The 7,847-nt window shown below is 63.6% G+C and carries 6 protein-coding genes; all 6 read left to right on the top strand.

The features are described from left to right. Positions 1 to 699 (top strand): hypothetical protein (locus GXY33_12935; GenBank protein ID NLX06037.1); only part of this gene is annotated, 699 nt, incomplete at its 5' end. Continuing rightward, on the top strand, positions 686 to 1,792 hold the full coding sequence (locus GXY33_12930) for a hypothetical protein (GenBank protein ID NLX06036.1): 1,107 nt from the start codon (positions 686 to 688) through the stop codon (positions 1,790 to 1,792). The genes GXY33_12935 and GXY33_12930, both read left to right, overlap by 14 nt. 14 nt (positions 1,793 to 1,806) lie before the next feature. Continuing rightward, complete coding sequence (locus tag GXY33_12925) at positions 1,807 to 3,831, top strand: hypothetical protein (protein NLX06035.1); 2,025 nt, start codon at positions 1,807 to 1,809, stop codon at positions 3,829 to 3,831. A gap of 148 nt (positions 3,832 to 3,979) precedes the next feature. Next, positions 3,980 to 5,566 carry a hypothetical protein gene (locus tag GXY33_12920; GenBank protein ID NLX06034.1) on the top strand — a complete coding sequence of 529 codons (1,587 nt, stop codon included), beginning with the start codon at positions 3,980 to 3,982 and terminating at the stop codon, positions 5,564 to 5,566. 51 nt (positions 5,567 to 5,617) lie between these two features. After that, the gene (locus GXY33_12915; GenBank protein NLX06033.1) at positions 5,618 to 6,931 is read left to right on the top strand and encodes a hypothetical protein; all 1,314 of its coding nucleotides are present in this window, start codon (positions 5,618 to 5,620) and stop codon (positions 6,929 to 6,931) included. Positions 6,932 to 6,943: 12 nt separating this feature from the next. Next, on the top strand, positions 6,944 to 7,847 hold a 904-nt coding region (locus tag GXY33_12910), incomplete at its 3' end, for a hypothetical protein (GenBank protein ID NLX06032.1).

Below are 7,847 nucleotides of genomic sequence, written 5' to 3'. Positions count from 1 at the left end.
TTTCCGTGGAAGCTCAGCAAGTCCGCGTTCACGACCCGCTTGGAGATGGCCGGCCACCTGCTGCGATTTCCCGAGGACCTGCTCTCCTGCTCGCACAGCGATTTCGTCGGCGTTCGCCATCTGGCGTGCATGGCCGATGAGGACCTGGCTGTCATGTGGCTGACGCACGATGCCCCGCTGGTGCAGATCGGCGGGTTGCGGACCCTGGCGTGGGCCGGGCACGACTACCAGCCGGCCGAACCACTGCTCATCTCATACGCAATGAACAACACCTGGCCGACGAACTTCCAGCTCTGGCAGGGCGGGCAGTTTGCGTTCCGCTACTCGCTGACCAGCACGCGCCGTTTCGACCCCGCTGCGTGCTACCGGTTCAAACACGCGGTGCTTTCGCCCGAATTCGCAGAGGTCGATCTTCAGCCGGCAAACGTCGTCCTCAGCGGCGTCCAACTTCGTGACGACGGAGCCGCAGACGTTCGGCTTCTGGAGATCGGCGGCCAGACCGGCGTCGGCCGACTCGCATGGCCCTTCGTTCGCGAAGCCCGGCTGACGGACCTGGCCGGTAGGATTCTCAACGTGCTGCCGGTGGAGGCGGACGCCGTTGAGTTTCCCTTCGCGCCATACCAGCTCATCAACGTTCAAATAAGGACTCAGGAATGGTGGGCAACGAGCACGGAAAGGAGCGTTCATGGGCAAGTATGAAAGGCTCTTCGAAGGCGACAAGATATCCAAACGCGAACGCGTCGAGCGGACGCTGGGACTTCGCGAAGTGGACCGCGTCGCTCTGCACGAACAGCTCAGCTACAACGCTGGCGTAATCGCGCTCTATAGCGGCAAGACAATCGCAGGGTTTGACTACACGGTGGACGACGTCTGCGCAGCCATCCGTCAGACCCTGGACATCTGCTTTCCACCCAAGGCGCCGCTCGGGGTCGAACGCTATACGACCGCCGACGGCCTGATCTATCAGAACGACAACTGGACCACGTGGCGGGTCAATCGCTTCGAGGACGTCGAGCAGTGCCGGCGGTGGCTGGGCAAGCGAACCGACGTCATTCGCAAACGGCAGTTCGACCCGCACGCCGCTCGGCAGCACTACCGCGCCGAGATGCTCGACCTCCAGGCCAAGATCGGCGAGACCGTTATCCTCAACTACAGCGAAACCGGGTTCTGCTCGGCATATGACACGATGGGCCTCGAGCTCTTCACGTTCTTTTACGAAGACCATGCGGACGAGATGGTGGAATTCATGGAAGTCTCGACCGCCGCCGAGATCGAGCGGGTCCACGCCGTTGCCGATCGGACCCTTTCGCCGGTGATCCTGCTGCCCGAGGATTTCGCCACCAAACAGGGACCGACCTTCAGTCCCACATTCCTCCATCGGACCCACTACCCCTACGTCCGCCGCCTCGTCGAGGCGTGGCATGAGCATGACGTCAAGGTCATCTATCACAGCGACGGAAACTACCGTAAAGCCATTCCCGATCTGATCGGCTGCGGCGTGGACGGCTTCTACTGCCTCGAGCCGGCCTGCGGCATGGACGTGGTGGAGCTCAAGAAGACCTGGCCGAAGATGGTCTGGGCGGGCGGAGTCGACGGCGTCGATCTGATGGAGCGTGGCACGCCGGACCAGGTCCGCGCCGAAGTCCACCGTCACATCCGGGAGACGGACGCGCTGACGACGGGTGGAATGTTCGTCGCCTCGTCCAGCGAGATCAACCCGCCGATCAAGCCGGAGAATTTCCAGGCCATGGTCGAAGCGGTCGGCGAGATGACCAATCCGAGTTTTCACTGATCCGAGGAAACGTCATGGTCGATGGGTTAAAACGATTTGCGATCGACGGCAAGGCGAGCCTGCTGGAAGAGGCCGATCTGGGACTCTTTAACGGCATGCTCACCACGAACCTGACGTTCCGCGACGTGCTGTCGTTCCGCGGACTGTACGCCCCACCGTACGTCAGCTCGGACTTCCAACTTGAAGTGCGGCTCTTCGGCGAGAAGGTCCGCACCGATGAATATTTCTGGCATCCGTTCCAAGCCGCCCGGCACGGCCGGATCAACGGCGTCGAGGTCCACAGCGAAACCGTTCTGTGCGACGGCATCCGGGCCGCTGTTCTGCGCTTCACCCTCGAGAACCGCACCGCCAGGGCAGTCCGAGTTCCGCTGGAGATTACCATCGATGGCCGCCTTGACCGCAACGAAGTTTGGGATTTCTCTCGGCCGCAATCGGCGACGCCGACGCGGAATCGCGCGGACGAACGGCGGCTGGTGAAGGCGAATGCCGCCGGAGCGGTGGCGGTCGCCACCGATCTGCCCGATCCAGCGTGGGAAGATGCTGCCTCGCTGTGGAAGACGACCGTGTCCTTACCAGCGAAAGCGAAGCGAACGTTCCATCTGGCCGTAGCGATCGGTCCGAAATCGGCCGCGGCGAGGGATGCCCAGCAGCTTGTCCACAGCCCAGCCCGCTTCATTGAAGAAGCCCAGGCGGCCTGGCAGCGAAAGGCGCAAGACCTTTTCGAGAAACTCCCGACGCTTCACGCCCAGGACAAGCGCCTGGAGGCGTTTTACAACCGCTCCCTTCTGCATCTGCTGCTCAACCAGTGGCGTGTGCCGGAATTTAAGCTTCAGCCGTATTACTCCACCGGCTCGATGATCGGCGGCTGCGCGTGCAGCTACCTGTGGGACTTCGGCAACAACCATCACGTGTTCAGCCTCTACGACCCAGCCGCCCAGCGGGAGCACATCAAGGCGTTCCTATCGATCGACCTGACCAAACACTTCGCCTTCCTGCCGATCACCGGCCAAGCCTACGGGCCGTGGTACTACATCAACCAGGAAAAGATCATCTTTCACATCTACCACTACGTGCTGAACACCGGCGACGTGCGGTTTCTTTTCGAGAAAGTGAATGGCAAGACGATCGTTGACCATGTGGTCGAACAGGCCCTGGTGGGCGACGATCTGTCGAAAGACGCCGTGCTGGTCGACTACGGCGACGGCAACCACCATCTGGAGCTTCGGCGGGAGTACCGCTACGACCACGTGTTGCCGGACATGAACGGCCGGCGCTACGCCTACTACCTCGCCGCCGACGAACTGTGCCGGATGGCCGGCAAGGCGACCGTCAATCTTCGCAACCGGGCCGAGGCAATCAAACGCCTGCTCCGGCGAACACTCTGGTCGCCGAAGCACAACTGGTTCTTCTGGCTCGACGCGAAAGGCAAAAAGCACCTGCGCTACACCGTCCAGATGTTCAAGCTGATCGGCAGCCCCGTCCTCGACGCCGATCAGGAACGCGGGTTGCTCTCGCACCTCAACGAGGACGAGTTCCTCTCGGATTACGGGCTTCACAGCATGTCCAAGAAGGACCCGGCGTACGATCAGGTCGATATCGACAACGGCGGCGGTGGATGTTGCAGTTGCTTCATCGGGCCGATCGTCAAAAAACTCTATCGGGCCGGCCGGCCGGACCGGGCGGAGGACATCCTTCGGCGCGTCCTGTGGTGGGGCGACCGCTTGCCATACTGGAGCGATTCGCTGGTGGCCAACCGCAAGGACTACCGCCGCGACACGCCGCTGCAGAACGCGATCGGGTCGGTCTCCGCCGCGCAGGGAATCATGTTCGGAATGTTCGGCCTGAACGTCGACGTCGACGGCCGGATCACCGTCAATCCCCGTCCACCGAGATTCTCGCCGCGCATCGCCCTGCACGGCTTGAGACTCCGCGGACGACGGATGGACCTCCTCGTCAACGGAAACTCCTTCACCGTCCGCGCCGATGACAGAACCGTTCGCAGCGCGCTGGGCCGGCCCGTGATTCTGGAAAGGCTGTGAGCATTGGAAATTGACCGCTCGAACCAACATAATAGACCATTGAAGGACACTGAACATGCATGCGGCTTCTGATGAAACTCGGTCAAACGCTGACTCGTACCGCCTCCGAGCAGCCAGCGGAGCCGGACCGGTCGACGCGGGGTTCGGATTGGTACACGCCGACACCATCGTGGCAACAGCCGACGATGAGCTGTCGATCGAGCCATCGCAGTTTCGGTTCGAGCTTGCGGCTGGGAATAAGGAGACGAACGGGTCGCTCGGACCGCTTGGCCTGGAGGCTGGGAGTCATAAAGTCTGGCTCACCGTTTTTGACGGAGATCGCCGCGTTGAAGCCAAAGAGGTTCCGCTGCTGATCGTCGACCGGGCGAATATCGTCCGCACGTTCGGAGCACGCTACGGCAGCCTGGAATATGACATGCCGGTGGTAACCGGCCACGGGACGACCACCCAATGGTCGTCGCTGTGGAAGACCGGCGAGGCGCCGGACCTCGTGGTCGATTTCGAATCGCCGGCCAAGTTCGTCTTGTGGCGCGGCATGAGCTACGCCCCGGCCTGGGCTCTCGATAACGTCATGACCGCCAACTTCTTCGCCGAAACGGTCGAGCCGGGCGTATTCCGCGACTGCTGCGAGATGATGTCCGACCGCCGCTGTGTCTACACGCACACCCGGCTGATCCATAGCAGCCCCGCCCGCGCGGTGATCCACTGGCGGTATCCTCTGGTTGACTCGGCCTACACCGTCTGCCGCGACCAATGGGTTGACGAGATGTACTTCGTCTATCCCGACGCGGTCGCCGTCCGCAACGTCACCATCCACCTGGACCCGAAGGACGAGCAGGTCTGGCGGTTCTGCCCGCAGACCGGCCGACGCATCCCTTGCTCAATGATCGGCGCGCCGCGCGGCAAGCGGACGTTCAACGACATGGAACTGATCACGGTCAACCCGGCCGGCGCGTCGTCGCAGCGCATCACGCCGGTCAAGGCGTTGACCATTCTCGACACGCACGATGTCACCCAGCCGTGTGCATGGCCCGAGCCGCCGGATTTCGGCAAGTCGCTGGACGCGTATATCTTCCGGATGAACTATCGCAGTCGCCCGGGCGTCTTCGTCGCCTCGCACGGGCGGAATATGCATGTCCGCCTCCAGCCGAATACCGGCATGCGCTACCAGGCGGGTGCTCTGGTCGCCGATGACCGCTGGGTTCAGGTCGGAGACCTCCCGTCCCTGTTCGCCGACCACATCCATTGGCCGGTCACCCGCGGCTACGGGACCACGCCGCTGACCGATCCCAGCCAGTTCCTCGACCGCCCGACGCACACGTTCCTCGGCTACGCCAACAACGCGCCCGTGTCGGTCGCGGAGTCCGGAGCCGTCACGTGGTCGTGGCTGTGCGGAATCGCCCCAGATGATGATGCGCGGCTGCGAACCCTCGTCGCCGAGTGGCTCACGCCGTCCGCCGTCGACGGAGCTCAGTACGATCCTCTTCAGCGGGCGTATCGCGTGCAGCCGGGGCAAGCCGACCTCGCGCTCTCCGCCGATCTGAACCGTCCTACGTTCATCCTGGAAGGATGCCGTTCAGTCCATCCGCGTCTCAACGGTCGAGCGATGGATGTCGAACACTTCGCCGTCGGCGTGGAACGCACCATCAAAGGGGTGGAAACCATCGTCACATTCCGAGGTGATCTGCCCTCCGCAGGCGTGCTCACTTTTGGCGGAGAAACCCATGCACACTGACTCGGCCGAGCCCTTAAACCATTCCCGGAGGATTTCACCGTGCCTGATCCGATGACCAAGTTGATCCCGCGAATCGCGGTGGCCTCGCTCTCTTCGCCCCTCGAAGTCGGCGCCGACCGGGCTCCGAAGCTCGCAGCCGATCTGACCGGACTGCTGGAATCCCGCGGCTGTGAGGTGCTGAACCTCGGCCCCGTCGGAAACCCCGATCAGGCCGTCGCCGCCGGACGCAAAGCCGCGGAGGCCCACGTCCACGCGGTGATCCTGACCGTCGCCTCGTGGTTCGAAGACTACCTGGCGCTCGACCTGCTGGAGGAGTGTCCGCTGCCGGTCCTGCTGTGGCCGGCGCCGGGCATGGAGACCGGCGCCCTGTGTGGCGCTCAGCAGCTCACCTGCTACCTCAAGCAGCTTGAAATTCCGTACCATTCGATATTTGCCGCCGTCGAGGAAGGCGAAGACTTCGCATCGACGATGGAGTTCCTCCACGCCGCCGCTTTGCGTTACCGTCTGCGCCGGGCCCGGATCGGACACGCCGGCCATCGCGTGGCGGGCATGACCGAAGTCGCCGTCAACGAAATGGCCCTCAAGAAGACCGTCGGCCCGCGCGTCGTGCCGCTGGACATGCCGGAACTGCTGGCCCGCGCCCAGAAGACGCCGGAGGATCACGCGATTGAACTGTGGCGAAAGGTGACCGGTCGGGCCGGCGCCTGCCGCGTCTCCGACGCGGACGGCATCGATTCGATGAAGGTCTACGGGGCGATCAAGAAGCTCGTGCAGGAGCATCGGCTCGACGCCCTGACCATCGGGTGCTATCCGCACTTCATGGGCCGCGTGTGCCTGGCGGCGTCGCTGCTGGCGGACGAAGGGGTTCCACTCGGCTGCGAGGGCGACGTCAACGGCGCGGTCGGGCAGCTTGTGCTCCAACTGCTGACCGGCCAGCCGACGCACAATACTGACTGGCTCGACCCGCTACCCGACGGGTCGGTGGTCTTCACCCACTGCGGCTCCGGGTCGTTTTCTCTGGCTGAGTCGAAGAACAAGATCACCCTGGCCTCCGTGCGGCTGATGGGACAGGGCGCCTGCGCTCTGTTTCCCGCACGGCCGGGACCGGTGACGCTGATCAACCTCGTGCCCAGCGGCAGAGGCTATCAGTGCGCTTTGCTGGAGGGCGAAGCCGTTCAGACCGAAATGGTCTTTCCCGGTAACCCGCTGCGGGTCAAGTTCGACCACTCCGCCGCGCACCTGATCCAGTGGATCCACGACGAAGGCATCGGCCACCACTGGATGGCCGGATACTCGCACCAGGCTCCGGCCATTCGGCATTGGTCCCGGCTGGCCGGATCGGACCTCGTGCTCACCGAACCGTAGGACTGATATGCCATGATCGACGTTGCCGATCGCAAACAGCTTTTCATCGACCACCGTTTCGTTGAGAACGCCGACAACGTTCGTTTGGCGGTCAACCCTCCGACCAGCCGCGAAGTCGTCATGGAATCCGAAATGCCGTGGGAGGCCTTCCGCGTCTTTTTCGGCAGCGTCGTCGATACCGGCGGCGGCTATCGGATGTACTACACGGACATGGCCTTCGTCGACGGCCGGGCGATGACCCACCTGTGCCTCGCCGAGTCCGACGACGGCCGCTGCTGGCGCCGGCCGAAGCTGGGGCTCTTCGAGTTCCAGTGCCGTCGCGACACCAACATCATCGCCCCATACCTCCATGGCGCCCCACACTATGACCCAGCCGCTCCGTTTCCGCATCCGTACATGATGATCGGCACGCTCAGCGGCCTGTTCGACCCGGACGGCCTCAAGCCGCCGTCCGAGATCGGCGATCCGACCAAGCACGCCCGGCTCCGCGACCCGGTGTTTGGCATCACCTGCGATCAGCCGAACCTCTTCGGATCGGACGACGGCGTCCGCTGGAAGGTCGTTGCCGGACCGCTCTCGCCCGTCACCTGCGACAACTGGACCAACCAGATCTTCTACGACCGCCGCCTCAGCCGCTTCGTCTCGTACCTCCGCGGTTTCCCGAACGGCCGCCGCACCGTCCATCGCTACGAAACCGACGACCCGACGCGAATTCCTTGGTTCACCCCGCGCGCCGGCGCCAAGCCGGACGGCTACGGCTCGATCTACATCACCAGCGAACTGCCGTGCGTGATGACCGTCGAAGACCAGGCGGGCCATCCGACCGACGTCCAGAACCCCGCCGTCGTGCCCTACCCGTGGGCCGATCAGGTCTACCTGGCCTTTCCTTCGCTGCACCGCTGGTACCCCGGCCCGC

This window comes from Phycisphaerae bacterium (assembly GCA_012729815.1).
GTDB lineage: Bacteria > Planctomycetota > Phycisphaerae > JAAYCJ01 > JAAYCJ01 > JAAYCJ01.
The sequence above is the reverse complement of the archived record's forward strand: the minus strand, read 5'-3'. Positions and strand labels throughout refer to the sequence as shown.

Excerpts from the sequence above, each read along its gene's own strand:
- GXY33_12925 (NLX06035.1), top strand. The coding sequence starts at position 1,807 with ATGGTCGATGGGTTAAAACGATTTGCGATCGACGGCAAGGCGAGCCTG.
- GXY33_12930 (NLX06036.1), top strand. The coding sequence starts at position 686 with ATGGGCAAGTATGAAAGGCTCTTCGAAGGCGACAAGATATCCAAACGC.
- GXY33_12915 (NLX06033.1), top strand. The coding sequence starts at position 5,618 with ATGACCAAGTTGATCCCGCGAATCGCGGTGGCCTCGCTCTCTTCGCCC.